This is a genomic window from Paraburkholderia sp. GAS82, assembly GCF_050436285.1.
Taxonomy (GTDB): domain Bacteria; phylum Pseudomonadota; class Gammaproteobacteria; order Burkholderiales; family Burkholderiaceae; genus Paraburkholderia; species Paraburkholderia phenazinium_B.
Genome location: NZ_JBNDLX010000001.1, coordinates 391,626 through 406,164, shown reverse-complemented (window position 1 = coordinate 406,164; position 14,539 = coordinate 391,626). Strand labels below are relative to the sequence as shown.

14 protein-coding genes and 1 riboswitch are annotated in these 14,539 nt (G+C 63.5%); of the genes, 5 read left to right on the top strand and 9 right to left on the bottom strand.

Translation table 11 applies throughout. The features are described 5' to 3' along the window. Positions 1-82 precede the first annotated feature (82 nt). Positions 83-574, bottom strand: coding sequence for a DUF2569 domain-containing protein (locus tag P3T17_RS01920; protein ID WP_074264078.1), 492 nt, complete (start codon positions 572-574; stop codon positions 83-85). A gap of 172 nt (positions 575-746) precedes the next feature. Here P3T17_RS01920 and P3T17_RS01915 point away from each other — a divergent pair, with 172 nt between their 5' ends. Continuing rightward, positions 747-1,952, top strand: a complete 1,206-nt coding sequence (locus P3T17_RS01915; RefSeq protein ID WP_429404368.1) for an MFS transporter — start codon at positions 747-749, stop codon at positions 1,950-1,952. A 33-nt stretch (positions 1,953-1,985) separates the two neighbouring features. On the opposite strand, the gene P3T17_RS01910 is transcribed toward P3T17_RS01915, so the two are convergent. The 5 genes from P3T17_RS01910 to P3T17_RS01890 all read right to left on the bottom strand — a co-directional run bounded on the left by P3T17_RS01910 (position 1,986) and on the right by P3T17_RS01890 (position 4,312). Further along, on the bottom strand, positions 1,986-2,411 hold the full coding sequence (locus P3T17_RS01910) for a response regulator (protein WP_429404366.1): 426 nt from the start codon (positions 2,409-2,411) through the stop codon (positions 1,986-1,988). A gap of 55 nt (positions 2,412-2,466) precedes the next feature. Beyond that, on the bottom strand, positions 2,467-3,099 hold the full coding sequence (locus P3T17_RS01905) for a response regulator (protein ID WP_074264075.1): 633 nt from the start codon (positions 3,097-3,099) through the stop codon (positions 2,467-2,469). A 135-nt stretch (positions 3,100-3,234) separates the two neighbouring features. After that, a complete protein-coding gene (locus P3T17_RS01900) occupies positions 3,235-3,798 on the bottom strand; it encodes a ferritin-like domain-containing protein (protein WP_074264074.1) in 564 nt (187 codons plus the stop codon). Between the two features lie 87 nt (positions 3,799-3,885). Next, a complete protein-coding gene (locus P3T17_RS01895; RefSeq protein WP_074264073.1) occupies positions 3,886-4,047 on the bottom strand; it encodes a DUF1328 domain-containing protein in 162 nt (53 codons plus the stop codon). 88 nt (positions 4,048-4,135) lie between these two features. Next, positions 4,136-4,312 (bottom strand): DUF1328 domain-containing protein, encoded by a 177-nt coding sequence (locus P3T17_RS01890; protein ID WP_074266002.1) that lies wholly within the window; start codon positions 4,310-4,312, stop codon positions 4,136-4,138. 262 nt (positions 4,313-4,574) lie between these two features. Here P3T17_RS01890 and P3T17_RS01885 point away from each other — a divergent pair, with 262 nt between their 5' ends. After that, on the top strand, positions 4,575-6,014 hold the full coding sequence (locus tag P3T17_RS01885; protein WP_429405477.1) for a sensor histidine kinase: 1,440 nt from the start codon (positions 4,575-4,577) through the stop codon (positions 6,012-6,014). Between the two features lie 229 nt (positions 6,015-6,243). After that, complete coding sequence (locus P3T17_RS01880) at positions 6,244-6,384, top strand: entericidin A/B family lipoprotein (RefSeq protein ID WP_074264072.1); 141 nt, start codon at positions 6,244-6,246, stop codon at positions 6,382-6,384. Between the two features lie 297 nt (positions 6,385-6,681). Here the strand turns inward: P3T17_RS01880 and P3T17_RS01875 are convergent, their stop codons facing one another. Further along, on the bottom strand, positions 6,682-7,473 hold the full coding sequence (locus P3T17_RS01875) for a DUF4397 domain-containing protein (RefSeq protein ID WP_074264071.1): 792 nt from the start codon (positions 7,471-7,473) through the stop codon (positions 6,682-6,684). Between the two features lie 331 nt (positions 7,474-7,804). Here P3T17_RS01875 and P3T17_RS01870 point away from each other — a divergent pair, with 331 nt between their 5' ends. Then, complete coding sequence (locus tag P3T17_RS01870) at positions 7,805-9,835, top strand: FAD-dependent oxidoreductase (protein ID WP_429404364.1); 2,031 nt, start codon at positions 7,805-7,807, stop codon at positions 9,833-9,835. Positions 9,836-9,872: 37 nt separating this feature from the next. On the opposite strand, the gene P3T17_RS01865 is transcribed toward P3T17_RS01870, so the two are convergent. Both P3T17_RS01865 and P3T17_RS01860 read right to left on the bottom strand, forming a co-directional pair. Beyond that, the gene (locus P3T17_RS01865) at positions 9,873-10,802 is read right to left on the bottom strand and encodes an EamA family transporter (protein WP_429404362.1); all 930 of its coding nucleotides are present in this window, start codon (positions 10,800-10,802) and stop codon (positions 9,873-9,875) included. 387 nt (positions 10,803-11,189) lie between these two features. Then, positions 11,190-12,035, bottom strand: a complete 846-nt coding sequence (locus tag P3T17_RS01860; RefSeq protein ID WP_429405475.1) for a DUF1223 domain-containing protein — start codon at positions 12,033-12,035, stop codon at positions 11,190-11,192. Positions 12,036-12,331: 296 nt separating this feature from the next. Further along, positions 12,332-12,450, top strand: a riboswitch (TPP riboswitch). Positions 12,451-12,542: 92 nt separating this feature from the next. On the opposite strand from P3T17_RS01860, the gene thiC reads away from it, so the two are divergent. Next, positions 12,543-14,474, top strand: coding sequence for a phosphomethylpyrimidine synthase ThiC (thiC, locus tag P3T17_RS01855; protein WP_074264069.1), 1,932 nt, complete (start codon positions 12,543-12,545; stop codon positions 14,472-14,474). Positions 14,475-14,539 lie beyond the last annotated feature (65 nt).

Here is a 14,539-nt window from a genome sequence, read left to right as displayed (position 1 = left end):
TCCACGTAGAACGGTGGACGCTATTGTACGAGAGGGCCGTCTGGAAAATATTAGCTTCGCGGATGCGCCTCAACCCCGGAGGTCAGCGCGCGATAAAGGTGTTGCGTACCCGCCGGCTTCGCCTGACGTACGGAATCCCGAGCGCCGCTGCTACAACGGCGATTTCGAAGCCGTCGAACGGAATCGCGACGTCGATCGCAATCGCGTGGGTCATGTGGTCGCCCACCAGGTACGCGATGGTGCGCATCACGACGATGGCAAGAAGCCATGCCTGCAGATGCACGGGAAAGCGCACCGAGCGCCGCCACGCAAGCAAAAGCAGCCAGCCCATACCGGCCACGATGAACACGCCGGTCGCCACGTCCATGCCGACCATTGCGATCACGGCGCGATACCAGCCGTGCGTTTCCGGCCGCACAAAAACCGCGAGCAATTCCCACTCGAGCATCATCTTGAGCGGATCGTGCAACTCCACGATCGTGGCGGCCGTCATGGCCACGAGTCCGAGCATCGCCAGCAGCAGCCAGCCGCCGAAGCCCTTCGGTTCAAGTCCTGCAAATCGCTGCGTTTTCATAGCCTGCTGCGTCGAAGATTGCTGATCGCCCCATCGCGAGGCCGGGGGATTGTACGGACCGAAAGCGAACGGGCATCTCATTTTCATGGGATCAGCACGATCCGCCTCGCTCCGGTATGATCGGCGGGCTTGAGGAGCGTCTATCCTGACGCTCCGTCGAAGGCCCCCGCCCATGTCCACGACCGATTCCGCCTCGCCCGCCGCCACTGAACGCTCGCTGCGTGGCCTGCTGCTTCTGCTTGCCGTCATCGCCGGCGTCTCCGTCGCGAATATCTATTACAACCAGCCGCTGCTCGACAGCTTGCGCGAGTCGTTTCCGCATAGCGCGTCCTGGGTCGGCGTGGTGCCGGCCGCCACCCAGCTCGGCTACGCAGCCGGCATGCTGCTGCTTGCGCCGCTCGGCGACCGCTTCGACCGGCGTCTGCTGATCCTGCTGCAGATCGCCGGCCTGTGCGTCGCGCTGGTGGTCGCCACCACGGCGCCGACTCTCGTGGTATTGATCGGCGCCAGCCTTGCGATCGGCGTGCTCTCCACCATCGCGCAGCAGGCCGTGCCGTTCGCCGCCGAACTCGCGCCGCCCTCCGGGCGTGGTCAGGCGGTCGGCACGGTGATGAGCGGGCTGCTGCTGGGGATCCTGCTGGCGCGGACCGCCGCCGGCCTCGTGGCCGAATATTTCGGCTGGCGCGCAGTCTTCGGCGTTTCCGTGGTGGCGCTGCTGGTGCTGGCCGTGGTGATCCTGCTGCGTCTGCCGAAGAGCCAGCCGACTTCAGCGCTGCCCTACGGCAAACTGATGGTGTCGATGTGGCATCTGATCGTCGAACACCCGGGTCTGCGCGAGGCTTCGCTTACCGGCGCATTCATGTTCGCGGCGTTCAGCATTTTCTGGTCGGTGCTGGCGCTGCTGCTGGCAGGCGCGCCGTTCCATCTCGGGCCGCAGGCTGCGGGCCTGTTCGGCATTGTCGGCGCAGCCGGGGCCATGGCCGCGCCGCTGGCGGGCAAGTTCGCCGACCGACGCGGACCGCGCACGATCATCACGCTGTCGATCGGACTCGTCGCCGTATCGTTCGTCGTGTTCGGCTTGTCCAGCACGAGCATCGCCGGGCTGGTGGTCGGCGTGATCATTCTCGATGTGGGCGTGCAGGCTGCGCAGATCTCCAACCAGTCGCGCATTTACGCGCTCTCACCCGACGCGCGCAGCCGCGTGAATACGGTCTACATGGTGGCGTACTTCATCGGCGGCGCGGCGGGCTCGGCGGTCGGTGCCGCGGTCTGGCCGGTGTTCGGATGGGTGGGCGTGAGCATCGCCGGAGTGGTGTTCGCCGGGCTCGCGGCGTGGAATCATCTGCGCCAGCCGCAGCGCCCGGTTGCGGACGCTTGATACGGGCTCGAACGAGCTTGACGCGCACTACCGTCAGCCATCCCTGCGGGTCTGCGCATAGTCGTGCAGCGCATCGATCACCCGGTCGAACTCGAACGACTTGTCGAAGAAGTGGCGCACGCCGTATTGCAGGCAGCGCTCGCGGTAGGCCGGCAACGCATGATTGGTCAGAACCGCCGCAAAGGTGCGATCGATCAAACCCTCGCGCTGCAGATACGCCAGCACCGGCACACCCGAACCGTGCTTCAGTTGCAGGTCGATGATGACCGCGTCGAAGGATTCGCCGGTCAACAGCGCGATGGCCTCGTCCGCGGTGTCGGCGAAGGCCGCGACATGCAGCATCCCCGACGCGTCGATAGCCTCGACGATGCTGCGGCGGATCAATGCCGAATCCTCGATCAGCAGCACCCGCAAGGGCGGCTGGCCGGCGCTGTCAGGAGAGATCGAATCGCTGCTCATTGCCTTGCTCCGCGCGATGTCCGCGCATGGCTCCTTGCGTGACGCTACTCATTGACTACTCGATCAAGCCGTTCTTGATCGCGTAGTAGGTCAGATCCGCATTGTTGGTCAGGCGCATTTTCTCCAGTACCCGCGCCCGGTAAGTGCTCACGGTCTTCACCGATAAATGCAGTTCTTCTGCGATGTCAGTCGGAATCTGCCCGGCGGCAAGCTTGCAGAAGATCTGGAATTCGCGCTCGGACAGCCCTTCGTGTGGACGGCCGGCGGCCGGCTTGTCGAGATTGTCCGCCAGTGTATCGGCCACAGCCTCCGACAGATAGCGGTGCCCGCGTGCCACCGCGCGAATTGCCCGCACGATTTCGTCGGGCTCGCAGTCCTTGTTCAGATACCCATTCGCGCCGGCCCGCAGCAGATTGATAGCGTATTGGCTCTCCGGATAGCCGGAGAGGATCAGCACGCCCTGCTTCGGGCGCACCTGTTTGATGACCCGCAAGGTGTCGATACCGTTTTTGTCCGGCATGGCGATATCGAGCAGCACCACGTCGAAGGCCTGCTCGCGCACAAGGGTGATAGTTTCGTCGCCGGTCGCGGCTTCCGCGGCCACGCACATATCCGGCTCGTCGGCGACGAACTGTCTGAAACCGCCCCGGACGATGGCGTGATCGTCGGCTATCAACACTCGAATCATTGGCTTCCCGTCTGTGCAGCGAAGATCGATCCCAAGCGGACATTGTAATGACGTCTCGCCTCGACGTGAGGCGAAACGTCCCTGCCGTGCCCGGTCGAGCGCGCTGCTACGCTCATTTGCACGCGCTTGCTACTCTCACTCGCGGCCTTCGAGCAGGTCCGCCATGTCGTCGGCGTGCTCCTCTTCGACCGCCAGCACTTCCTCGAAGATGCGCCGGGTGGTCACGTCGCTATCGCCAAGGTAACGAACGATCTCGCGATACGTATCGATCGCGATGCGCTCGGCGATCAGGTTCTCGCGAATCATCTCGGTCAGGTTCTTGCCCTCCTGATACTCCGAATGCGAGCGGCTCTTCAGGCTGTCCGGAGCGAAGTCCGGCTCGCCGCCGAGCTGCACGATACGTTCCGCGAAACGGTCGGCGTGTCCCTGTTCCTCGGCGGCGTGCTGGGCAAATTCGGCGGCGACCGCCTCCGAGTTGATGCCCTTGGCCATGAAATGATGGCGCTTATAGCGCAGCACGCAGACGATTTCCGTCGCGAGCGAATCGTTCAACAGCTTGAGCACCACCTCGCGGTCGGCGCCGTAACTTTGCGTGACGGCACCATCGGACATGTGCTTGCGAGCGTCCTCGCGAATTTTCTGCAGGTCCATCACGAACGGACCGTGGCTCTGGGTGGGTGCGCTGGATGACTTCGACATTGAGCTTCTCCTTTAACCGGTATTGGGGGAACTGCACATCACGCACGAACCGCGCCTGATGTGCCAGTGGCCGGAGCTCGGTAACGTCTACGTTCGGAACACGCCAAGCAGCAGTGTCACGACGAACACGACCAGGAAAATGTAGAACAGGATCTTGGCGATTTCGGCGGCGCCTGCCGCGATGCCGGTAAACCCGAAGACCGCGGCAATGATCGCGATGATAAAAAATACGACTGCGTAGTGAAGCATGGCGGTTCTCCCTTCCTGAGTTAAGTGTTGTTGGTCGATGAGGCGCCGGGCTGTGCGACATCCGTGTGCCCGGCTAGATGCCCCGCCGCTAATCAACTATTTTTTTGGTGACCACAAAACCAAGTACGAGGAACACCACGCAGAGAATCAGGAACACTACGAACAGGAACTTCGCAATTGCGGCAGCGCCTGCTGCAATGCCGGTAAAGCCGAACAGACCGGCAATGATGGCGATCACAGCGAAGATCAAGGCCCATTTCAGCATGATGGATTTCTCCCGTAACAAGGATTGGACTAGTAGAACCATCGTAATGACCGCTTTGGCGTACCGCATTCCGGCTCACGCCGTTTTTCGTGTGAGAATCCGCCGACATTGCATTACAGGTGCTTTACGATGACGCGGCATGAGCCGTGCATGTGCGTGAAGCCGCCCCGCGTGCGCGGCGCCCGCTACACTAAGAAGGTCATCAAGGAACCGAGGCGTGAAGAACGTGCAAAACCCGCTGGATAGCTCGGTGCAAACCCCAATGCGAAATCCGGCGCAAACGCCGCTCGCGGCGACGCGGCTCAACGCGTGGATGCGCAACCGGAGCTGGGCGATTGCGATGACGGTGGCGATCGTCATCACGGTGGGCGGCCTCGTGATTCTCGAGACCGCCCGCGAACGCATCGCGGCCGAGTACGAGAGCGCCCTCGAAGCACGCGACGTCACCGTGCAACTGAGCACGCTCCAAAGCCAGCTGGCGCAACTGAGCGCCTATCAAAGCAGCTTTCTTCTGACGAAGCAGACGGCCAACGTACAGGCCTATTGCTCGACCGCGGGCCGGGTGCGTCAGATCGCGCAACAACTGAGCGTCTACTATCACCGCCGCGAGGCGGGCAGCGCGGAGCTGGCGAGCTTCACACAGATCGCATCGTTAATCGACGCGCGCATCGGCGCGGGCGCCGCTGCGTTGCAGCAAGCCGAGCCGCAACCGCTCGCGCTCTCGGCCTGCGGTACCGCCAGCGGCGCGGCGCCGGCCGATGCGGGCCTCGTCGACAACACCCTGTCGCTGCTGCGCGATAACGAAGCGAGCCGCGCGCAGCATGCGCTCGATGCGAGCCGGGCCGATCAGCGCGTGTCGACGCTGGTGGCGGCCGGGTTATCGGCATTGAATATCGTGCTGTTCATCCTGCTGTTTCGCAATCTCGGCATCCAGATCGATCGCCAGGCGCGCGTGCAGCGGCAACTGATCACGCAGCAGGAAGAGCTCGACCAGCTGGTCACCGAGCGCACCCGCCAGCTCGAAGCGCTGGGGTGGCACTTGCAGGCCGTCAGCGAAAACGAAAAAACCCAGCTTGCGCGCGAACTGCACGACGAGCTGGGCGCCATTCTCACTGCGAGCAAGATGGACGTGGCCTGGGCCAACCGCAAACTGAAGGACAGCGAACCAGCGATCTCCGAAAAACTCACGCGCGCGCTCGCCAACCTCGATCAGGGCATTGCGCTCAAACGCCGCATCATCGAAGACATGCGCCCGACCGTGCTGACCAATTTCGGCCTGGTGACCGCGTTGCGCACGCTTGCCGACGAGTCGGCGCAGCGCAACAACTGGGTGCTGGAACTGAATCTGCCCCAAGACGACATCCAGCTCGACGAGCAGACCGAAATCGCGCTGTTCCGCGTCGCGCAGGAGTCCCTCACGAATGCGGCGAAGTACGCGCGCGCCTCGCGAGTATCGATTGGGCTCGAGATCGCGGACGGTCAGGTCGCGCTGTCCATCGCCGATAACGGTGTGGGCATCACGCCCGCCGACCTGAAGCGCACTCACACGCATGGCCTGCTCGGCATGCGCCAGCGCGTGGCGGCGCACGGCGGCCGCTTCGATATCCGCCGCGGCGTGCCGAACGGCACCGATATTCACGTGGTGATGCCTTGCGTCAGCACGACCGCGTCGGCGCTCGACGCTCCGTCTGCTTCGATGTAGCCGCGCAGGTGGTACTGCGCGGATGCACAGGCGCCTGTAGGACAGCGCCGACGCAAACAACGGATCGCGCCTACAACAAAATCGCGGCGTGACCGACATCGCCGCGACGCCCCATTTTTTAAGATGCAATCAGACCAGATCGGCTGGCGCGATGCCCGGTTGGTCGACAGGGAGCGCGCGCCGCTCATCAGGCGCGTCAATCGATGCATTCTTCAGAAGGGGAAAACTCATGACTCGACTCATCGCCATCGCTTTGCTTCTGATTACCGGCACTGCGGCCCTCGCCGGCTGCAACACCGTGGCTGGCGCCGGCCAGGATATCTCCAGCGGCGGCCACGCCATCACGAACAGCGCGGAAGAAGCCAAGTAACGCGGCTTGCTGGCGCCGTGGCGGCGTCAGCGAGATCGCTTTCGATGTGATCTGCAAGTTGAGCCCGATGCGTTTGCGCGTCGGGCTTTTTTACGTGCTGCGGGGTGGCAAGGACACGCCATCGCATGCCAATCGCGCCGCACACGATGTTGGCCGACACATAGCAACGCGGCGACCCACCATTGGTGGATCGCCGCCCTGCTCCTCCCTGCCATGCCGAACTACGTCGGTCTTATAGTTGCCTGTTAATCGCTAATGGACTCGCTTTTGAGCGCCTGTTGAGGGCCGCTTGACCGCTTATTGGCCCGTCAGCGTGTTGGCCAATTCAATCGCCGGCGTGCCGGTGTTACCGCCCTGTGCAACCAGCAAGTGAATCTGGCCCGGCAGCAACTGGCTCAACGTGCCGGCGATCGGCACCGTGGTGACCAGCCAGTCCGCGTTGTTAGCAAGACTAAACGACGCCGACTGGAAAATCGCCGTCTTGCTGCCTGCTACCGTGGCGATCGCGATATAGGTGCCACCCGACAGATACAGCGAGTCCTGACCGCTAGCCGGTACGGCATTGCTGAACGAAACACCCGCCATCGTCGGACTGACAGTGTTGATGTTGGTCCCGGCCGGCACGATATAGAGGTCGAGATTGGTCGCGTTCGCCGAGGCATTGAACGCCCGCACGCGTGCGTCGTTCGACAGCAGGCCCTTGTCGAACGGATCGTCGATCAGGCCGATACCGGGGCTCGTGAGGCCCGGCAAGGCGATCACGGTGTATTCATGACCGTTGGCCACGTCCGGGAAACTGCCGCTGGCAAGCGCCGTCTTGGTGCCCGTGGCGGCATACGCGACCGTGGTCGCGCCCGTGCCGATGTTGGTGAAGTTCGTCACACCCAGGTAGGCGACATTGGTTTGTCCACCTGGCGCCGAGCCGTTGACGAGGAAGTCATAGGGCGAACTGCCGGGCACGGCATTTTCGAAGTGGATTTCCGGATCGGTGATCCCCAGCGTTTTCGCGGCGTCGCTGCCGCTGCCACCGCAAGCTGTCAGGACGGCCGCAACGCCAATCATGGCCGCCATGGTTCGGATTAGCTTCATATGTGCACCTGTATCGATGTCGGGTCTCGACCCATTAGTTGTACGAACGCCGTACCCGCCGGATGGCGCGTTCGTTTTCAGGCGAACGGCCCCGATGAGCTGTCTCAGCGACGCTCTCTCTTATCCCTGTTGCGCATCGGTTCAGTGTGACGCGCGTGATATGGACGCTCGCATTCAGCAATCGATGTGCCGCATGCACCAGACTGGATCAGATACCGTCGGTACAGGCCTGGTGGCCAACGAGTTCGCAGGATTAGAATTTTTCCTCGGAAGGTTCGGCCGATCGGCGGTGTATTGTTCGGGCGCACCCCACTTTTACAAGGTCCGTTGCATGCCTTACCGATTCTTGCTCGCCGAACTCGACCTCGGCTTCACGACTCTGCGCAACCGGGTCGTCATGGGTTCGATGCATACGGGCATGGAAGACCGCTTCTGGAACTACCCGAAACTCGCCGCGTATTTCCGCGAGCGCGCCAGAGGCGGCGCCGGTCTGATCATCACGGGTGGCATCTCGCCGAACCGGCAAGGCTGGCTGCTGCCGTTCGGCGGCACGCTAAACTCAGTGTTCGACCTGCGCAATCACCGCCTCGTGACCGAGGCCGTGCATGCCGAAGGCGGCAAGATCGCGCTCCAGATCCTGCATGCGGGACGCTATGGGTATCAACCGTTCGTGGTGTCCGCTTCGGCGCTGAAGTCGCCGATTTCGAAGTTCAAGCCGCGCGCACTGACGCTGGCCGGCGTGGCGAAGACCGTGCGCGACTATGCACGCTGCGCGCGGCTCGCCCAGCGCGCCGGTTACGACGGCGTCGAGATCATGGGCAGCGAGGGATATCTGCTCAACCAGTTCCTCTGCCCGCGCACCAACCAGCGTACCGACCGTTACGGCGGCAGTCTCGAGAACCGCATGCGGCTTGCGCGCGAGATCGTCGAAGCAGTCAGGGCCGCGTGCGGCGAGCGCTTTATCGTGGTGTACCGGTTGTCGCTGATCGATCTCGTCGAAGGCGGCAATACGTGGGAAGAGACCGTGCAGGTCGCGCAGGCTCTGGAAGCGGCCGGCGTCACGATGTTCAATACCGGGATCGGCTGGCACGAGGCGCGTGTGCCGACCATCGTCACCTCGGTGCCGCGAGCGGCCTTTGCGCCGCTCAGCGCGCGCCTGAAGGCAGCAGTCAAAGTACCGGTGATCGTCTCGAACCGCATCAATACACCGGACGTCGCCGAAGATCTGCTCGCTCAGGGCGCGGGCGATCTGGTGTCGCTCGCGCGGCCGCTGCTCGCCGACCCGGACTTCGTCATAAAGACCGCCGAGGGGCGCACGCACGAGATCAACACCTGCATCGCGTGCAACCAGGCCTGTCTCGATCACACGTTCCAGAACCGGCGCGCCACCTGTCTCGTCAATCCGCGCGCGGGACGCGAAACTGAACTGGTGTACCGGCCGCTCGCCAGTCAGGAGACGCCGCGGACGATTGCCGTGGTGGGTGCCGGGCCGGCCGGGCTATCGGCAGCAACGGTGGCCGCCTCGCGTGGCCACCGTGTGACGCTGTTCGATGCGAGCACAACCATCGGCGGACAGTTCAATCTCGCGATGCGTGTGCCGGGCAAGGAAGAATTCAGTGAGACGATCCGCTATTTTCAGAGCCAGTTGCAGCGGTATAGCGTCGACGTGCGGCTCGCCACTCGCGTCGATGACGCGCTGCTCGGCGCGGGCGGCTACCACGACGTGATCCTCGCCACAGGCATCGCTCCGCGCCGTCCGGCGATTCCCGGCATCGACGGGCCAAACGTCTTGACCTACGTCGAGGTGCTGCGCGGCGCACCCGTAGGCCGCAGCGTCGCGGTAATCGGCGCCGGTGGGATTGGCTTCGACGTCAGCGAGTTCCTGCTGCATCATCCCGGCGAGCCGCTGCCGCAGCCGCGCGACGCGTGGCTCGAAGAATGGGGCGTCGATCTGGCCGTGCGCGAGCGCGGCGGTCTGAAAGCGCCGCTGCCTGCGCAACCGGTACGCGACATCTGGCTGTTGCAGCGCAAAGCCGGCAAGCTCGGTGCGGGGCTCGGCAAGACCTCGGGCTGGGTGCACCGGGCCACGCTAATGCGCAACGGTGTGCGGATGCTCGACGGCGTGTCGTATCTGGAGATCAGCGAACGCGGGTTGAAGATCGCTCGCGAAGGCACCGAGCAGTGGCTCGAGGTCGAGACGATCGTGATCTGCGCGGGGCAGGAATCCTTGCGCGATCTGCAGCCGGCCACGCCGCCTGCGGACGGCCCGCGGTATCACGTGATCGGCGGCGCGGCGCTGGCCAGCGAACTCGATGCCAAGCGGGCAATCCGCGAAGGGGCGGAGCTGGCGGCGCGTTTATAGTCAGGCAACGCGGGGGCGCGTTGCGGGCCTCTGCCCCTCACGCCAGACCACGGCGCCGGTAATCGAACCAGAACGACAGACCGACACTCGCCAGGATCACCACCGTCGCAATCACCGTTGCGCCGGTCACCGGTTCGCCGAGCAGCAGCGCGCCAAGCGCGACCGCCACCACCGGGTTCACGTACATGCAACTGCTGGCGATGATCGGACTGGTATGCCGGATCAGATAGCCGTACGCGACATACGCAGCCATGGTGCCGACCAGCATCAGGTAGAAGAACGCCAGCAGCGGCAGGATGTGCAGTTCGGCCATGCGCTCGCCGGACAGCCACGCGACGATCGTCGACATCGCGCCACCCAGGCCGATCTGCAACGCGGTAGACATAAACAGGTCCGACGGCAGTTTCAGCCGTCCAGCCAGATGCGCGCCGCCTGCCCAGAAGAGCGCGCCACACAGAATTGCGAGACTCCCGCCGGCCGAACCCGACGCTCCACCGCCCTGGCTCAGGATCGCAATCCCCACGAGTCCGAGGCCCACGGCAAACCATTCGCCCCGCCCGATCTTGCGTCCCGCCACAGCGGCGATGACGGTAGCGAACAGCGGCACGGTAGCGACCATGACCGCGGCAGTGCCGGTGCCGACCGTGCGCATGCCGAAAGCCAGCATCCCGCTCGAGAGACCCACCAGCATCGTACCGACCAGCCCGGCGTTGCGAATCTCAGCGGCGTTTGGCCAGACCGGGTCACGACGCGCGGCGAAGACGAACAGGCCGATGCCCGCAAACAGGTTGCGCAGGCCGGACAGAAGGAGCGGCGGGAATGATCCGAGCGCCACGTGCACGGCCAGATACGTGGAGCCCCACACGAGGTAGACGACGCTCAGCGCGAGCGCAATCCGGCCAGCATGAGACTGAGGCAGGCGAAAGGCAAAACGGAGGGGAAAACGGCCAGGAGGTTGCAGCGACATGCGTTCAATCCATCCATGTCGTTCGAGGCGTTGCGCCCCCGCTGGGGACGCTGGGTCCAGATGGCGGGCGCCGCATCGTGGATGCGGCCTGGCAGGCAAGGCTCAAAGACATGGTGGTAGAACGGGCAGAAGTACTTGGGGACGGCAACGGCGGACAACCGCGGCACGCACCGCAGCATTATGCAGGAACGCGGTTGGGCGTCCATGAAAGAATCGTAAATTCTGTATCCGGAAAGCGGCTGGGCATCCGTGCGAGCGACTGCCTGCCGAACAGACGCCGCGACGGCTAGAGCATGCGAGGTTTCAAGTCTCCGAAAATCAGGTGCGAGGTTCAGATCGAGGGTTACTCATGGCGAAGGCGTCGACCTCAATCGATCGCCGGCGGCCTCACTGACAGGCGGCCAGTTCCGTCACCTGCAACACCTCGCCGGTGGATGCGTTTTCGACGAAGGCCACGACGCCGAACCTGTCCGGCTGCGCGTGCTGGTCGGCGGCATCGGTGGCATCGAGTGCGATCTCGCGGCGAATCTGCGCGCTGCCGCCCGCAAGCGGCACCGGACCGATCCATTGCCGCACGACGCGTTCGTGATGCAGCGTCGCGCCATTGTTTTCGCCGGCGCGCACTTGCGACGTCAGCGCGTTTTCATAGACAGCGACGTACGCGTTCAATGGATCGTGGACCGTGGCTTTGGACGTGAAGCGCGCGTCGACGCCGAAACCGTTCGTGCCCTGAGCAGGCGGCGCGAGTTCAAGCGCAACGTCTGCCTGCGCCGGCTCGGCGGTCACCTCGTGAACACGCTCATCGAAGCTCTCGGACCGGGACCAGCTACGCAACTCACGCCCTGACACGAAGATTTCCGGCGTGTAGATCGTGTGGCCGCCGGCGAGATCGGTCAGCGTCTGCTGCCGTTCAGTGAAACGATGCTGGGAGAAGCGGTCGTTCCAGCCAAGGCTGTTCCAGTAGTCGACATGCAAGGCAAGCGGCACGACGCCTCGAGCGGCACCGCTGTCCTTCCACTGACCCAGCCAGTGATCCGCCGGCGGGCAGCTATTGCAACCCTCGCTGCTGTACAACTCGACCAGCGCGACACGGTGGGCCGGGCTGTGCGCCTTGCACATCGCATCGGCGGCCTGAGCGGCACCGCTCGTGGCTAGCGCGGCAAAAAGCGCGATGGCACGCACCATCGGCGAGTCGGCAAAGCGGCGCGTGAGTGAACGCACGCGTACAGGCATAAGCGGATACGCGTGGGAACGCATAAGGGGATTCATGGCAGGCTCCATCTGGAAATCTGCACGTTAGTCGGCGAGCGTCGCCCGTTATGACAGCGCCTCTGAAATTTTATTGCGGGACTGGAGGACATGGCGTGGCTGACGATAAAGATCGGGCAACGCCACCTTTCATGCTGCGGCGCATCACCCCGCGCAGCCCAATAGAGATAAGCACGACAGGCTGTAAGCCGGCCACCATTCGGGCCACGCCGATTTCGAGACCGGTTGCCAAGCACTGCGCCGGCGGTGTATCGTGTGCGCTGCTAACGCGGGGGTCCTGCGTCGCACGGAGGTTGGAGGTCCGTGTTGCGTGGGTGAGAAATACCCTTTGAACCTGATCTGGATAATGCCAGCGCAGGGAAGCGTACGGAATTCGTAGCGCAGCACCGCCTCATCCTCTGGCGAATTCCGACAACTTCCATTTCGTCTCCTGCTTAGCGGCCCCACATAGAGCTTTGCATGGAGAAATGCATGAACGCCAATCCGAAGTTCCTTTCCGCCGACGCTCACGTCGATGCGGCCGCTGTCGCCCCGCTGCCGAATTCCCGCAAGATCTACGTCACTGGCTCACGCGACGATATCCGCGTGCCGATGCGCGAAATCAGCCAGTCGGATACACCGGACAGCTTCGGCGGCGAGAAGAATCCCCCGGTCTTCGTCTACGACACGTCGGGCCCCTACTCCGATCCGGATGCCACGATCGATATCCGCGCGGGTCTGCCGGCTTTGCGTCAACGCTGGATCGAAGAACGCGGCGACACCGAAGCGCTAAGCGGTCTGTCGAGCGACTTCAGCCGCGAACGCGCCGCCGATACGGCCACCGCCGATCTGCGCTTCCAGGGCCTGCATCGCACGCCGCGCCGCGCCAAAGCCGGCGCCAACGTTTCGCAGATGCACTACGCGCGCAAAGGCATCATCACGCCGGAAATGGAGTACATCGCGATCCGCGAAAACCAGCAGCGCGCGGCGTATCTGGAGTCGCTCAAGACGAGCGGCCCGAACGGCGAGAAGCTCGCTGCGATGATGGGCCGTCAGCATCCCGGCCAGGCATTCGGCGCGAGCGCCTTCGGTCCGAACGGCCTCACCGAAATCACGCCGGAATTCGTGCGCGACGAAGTGGCCCGCGGCCGCGCGATCATCCCGAACAACATCAACCACCCCGAAAGCGAGCCGATGATCATCGGCCGTAACTTCCTCGTGAAGGTCAACGCGAACATCGGCAACTCGGCGGTGACCTCGTCGATCGGCGAAGAAGTCGACAAGATGACGTGGGCGATCCGCTGGGGCGGCGACACGGTGATGGATCTTTCCACCGGCAAGCACATCCACGAAACGCGCGAGTGGATCATCCGCAATTCGCCGGTGCCGATCGGCACGGTGCCGATCTACCAGGCGCTGGAAAAGGTCAACGGCAAGGCCGAAGACCTGACGTGGGAAATTTTCCGCGACACGCTGATCGAACAGGCCGAACAGGGCGTCGATTACTTCACGATCCACGCCGGCGTGCGTCTTCAATACGTGCCGCTCACAGCGAAGCGCATGACGGGTATCGTCTCGCGCGGCGGCTCGATCATGGCGAAGTGGTGCCTCGCGCATCACAAGGAAAGCTTCCTGTACGAGCACTTCGAAGACATCTGCGAAATCATGAAGGCCTATGACGTGGCCTTCTCACTCGGCGACGGCCTGCGTCCCGGCTCGATCTACGACGCCAACGACGAAGCGCAACTCGGCGAACTGAAGACGCTCGGCGAGCTCACGCAGATTGCGTGGAAGCACGACGTGCAGACAATGATCGAAGGCCCGGGCCACGTGCCGATGCAGCTGATCAAGGAGAACATGGACCTGCAACTGGAATGGTGTGACGAAGCGCCGTTCTATACGCTGGGACCGTTGACCACCGACATCGCCCCTGGCTACGACCACATCACGTCAGGCATCGGTGCTGCGATGATCGGCTGGTTCGGCACGGCGATGCTCTGCTACGTCACGCCGAAGGAACACCTGGGTCTGCCGAACAAGGACGACGTCAAGACCGGCATCATCACGTACAAGCTCGCGGCCCATGCGGCGGATCTGGCGAAGGGTCACCCGGGCGCGCAGGTGCGTGACAACGCGCTGTCGAAAGCGCGCTTCGAATTCCGTTGGGAAGACCAGTTCAACCTCGGTCTCGATCCGGACAAGGCGCGTGAATTCCACGACGAAACGCTGCCGAAGGACTCGGCCAAGGTCGCGCACTTCTGCTCGATGTGTGGCCCGCACTTCTGCTCGATGAAGATCACGCAGGACGTGCGCGAGTTCGCCGCGCAGCAAGGTGTGACCGACGACGAAGCCTTGAAGAAAGGCATGGAAGTGAAGTCGATCGAGTTCATGAAAAAGGGCGCTGAGATTTATCAGCGGCAGTGAGGCCGGTGGGTGGCACCTGCAGGATGCGCCACCTCGCTTCTCGTGCAACTCAAGGGCTCGCCGCT

What these genes read in the sequence shown, in the direction of transcription:
- P3T17_RS01920 (WP_074264078.1), bottom strand. Translation starts at nt 574, where the DNA reads ATGAAAACGCAGCGATTTGCAGGACTTGAACCGAAGGGCTTCGGCGGC.
- thiC (WP_074264069.1), top strand. Translation starts at nt 12,543, where the DNA reads ATGAACGCCAATCCGAAGTTCCTTTCCGCCGACGCTCACGTCGATGCG.
- P3T17_RS01895 (WP_074264073.1), bottom strand. Translation starts at nt 4,047, where the DNA reads ATGCTTCACTACGCAGTCGTATTTTTTATCATCGCGATCATTGCCGCG.
- P3T17_RS01880 (WP_074264072.1), top strand. Translation starts at nt 6,244, where the DNA reads ATGACTCGACTCATCGCCATCGCTTTGCTTCTGATTACCGGCACTGCG.
- P3T17_RS01875 (WP_074264071.1), bottom strand. Translation starts at nt 7,473, where the DNA reads ATGAAGCTAATCCGAACCATGGCGGCCATGATTGGCGTTGCGGCCGTC.
- P3T17_RS01905 (WP_074264075.1), bottom strand. Translation starts at nt 3,099, where the DNA reads ATGATTCGAGTGTTGATAGCCGACGATCACGCCATCGTCCGGGGCGGT.
- P3T17_RS01865 (WP_429404362.1), bottom strand. Translation starts at nt 10,802, where the DNA reads ATGTCGCTGCAACCTCCTGGCCGTTTTCCCCTCCGTTTTGCCTTTCGC.
- P3T17_RS01890 (WP_074266002.1), bottom strand. Translation starts at nt 4,312, where the DNA reads ATGCTGAAATGGGCCTTGATCTTCGCTGTGATCGCCATCATTGCCGGT.
- P3T17_RS01870 (WP_429404364.1), top strand. Translation starts at nt 7,805, where the DNA reads ATGCCTTACCGATTCTTGCTCGCCGAACTCGACCTCGGCTTCACGACT.
- P3T17_RS01885 (WP_429405477.1), top strand. Translation starts at nt 4,575, where the DNA reads ATGCGAAATCCGGCGCAAACGCCGCTCGCGGCGACGCGGCTCAACGCG.
- P3T17_RS01900 (WP_074264074.1), bottom strand. Translation starts at nt 3,798, where the DNA reads ATGTCGAAGTCATCCAGCGCACCCACCCAGAGCCACGGTCCGTTCGTG.
- P3T17_RS01915 (WP_429404368.1), top strand. Translation starts at nt 747, where the DNA reads ATGTCCACGACCGATTCCGCCTCGCCCGCCGCCACTGAACGCTCGCTG.
- P3T17_RS01910 (WP_429404366.1), bottom strand. Translation starts at nt 2,411, where the DNA reads ATGAGCAGCGATTCGATCTCTCCTGACAGCGCCGGCCAGCCGCCCTTG.
- P3T17_RS01860 (WP_429405475.1), bottom strand. Translation starts at nt 12,035, where the DNA reads ATGCCTGTACGCGTGCGTTCACTCACGCGCCGCTTTGCCGACTCGCCG.